The following is a 501-nucleotide window of genomic DNA, read 5'->3' as shown; positions in this document are numbered from 1 at the left end:
ACCGCCTGCGCGCGCTTTACGCCCAATAATTCCGGACAACGCTTGCCCCCTACGTATTACCGCGGCTGCTGGCACGTAGTTAGCCGGGGCTTTCTTCTCAGGTACCGTCACTCGGATAGCAGTTACTCTACCCGACGTTCTTCCCTGGCAACAGAGCTTTACGATCCGAAAACCTTCATCACTCACGCGGCGTTGCTCCGTCAGACTTTCGTCCATTGCGGAAGATTCCCTACTGCTGCCTCCCGTAGGAGTCTGGGCCGTGTCTCAGTCCCAGTGTGGCCGATCACCCTCTCAGGTCGGCTACGCATCGTCGCCTTGGTGAGCCGTTACCCCACCAACTAGCTAATGCGCCGCAGGCCCATCCCTCAGTGACAGATTGCTCCGTCTTTCCCGGTCTCTTCAGGAGAAGAAAACGATTATCCGGTATTAGCTACCGTTTCCGGTAGTTATCCCAGTCTGAGGGGCAGGTTGCCTACGTGTTACTCACCCGTCCGCCGCTAA

Annotated in this window: 1 rRNA gene; it reads right to left on the bottom strand. The window is 57.3% G+C overall.

The features are described from left to right. A 16S ribosomal RNA gene (locus WH45_RS22630) occupies positions 1 to 501 on the bottom strand; the annotation flags it as partial.

It is taken from the genome of Paenibacillus wulumuqiensis (genome assembly GCF_000971965.1).
GTDB lineage: Bacteria > Bacillota > Bacilli > Paenibacillales > Paenibacillaceae > Saccharibacillus > Saccharibacillus wulumuqiensis.
This window is presented reverse-complemented; position numbering and strand designations above follow the sequence as displayed.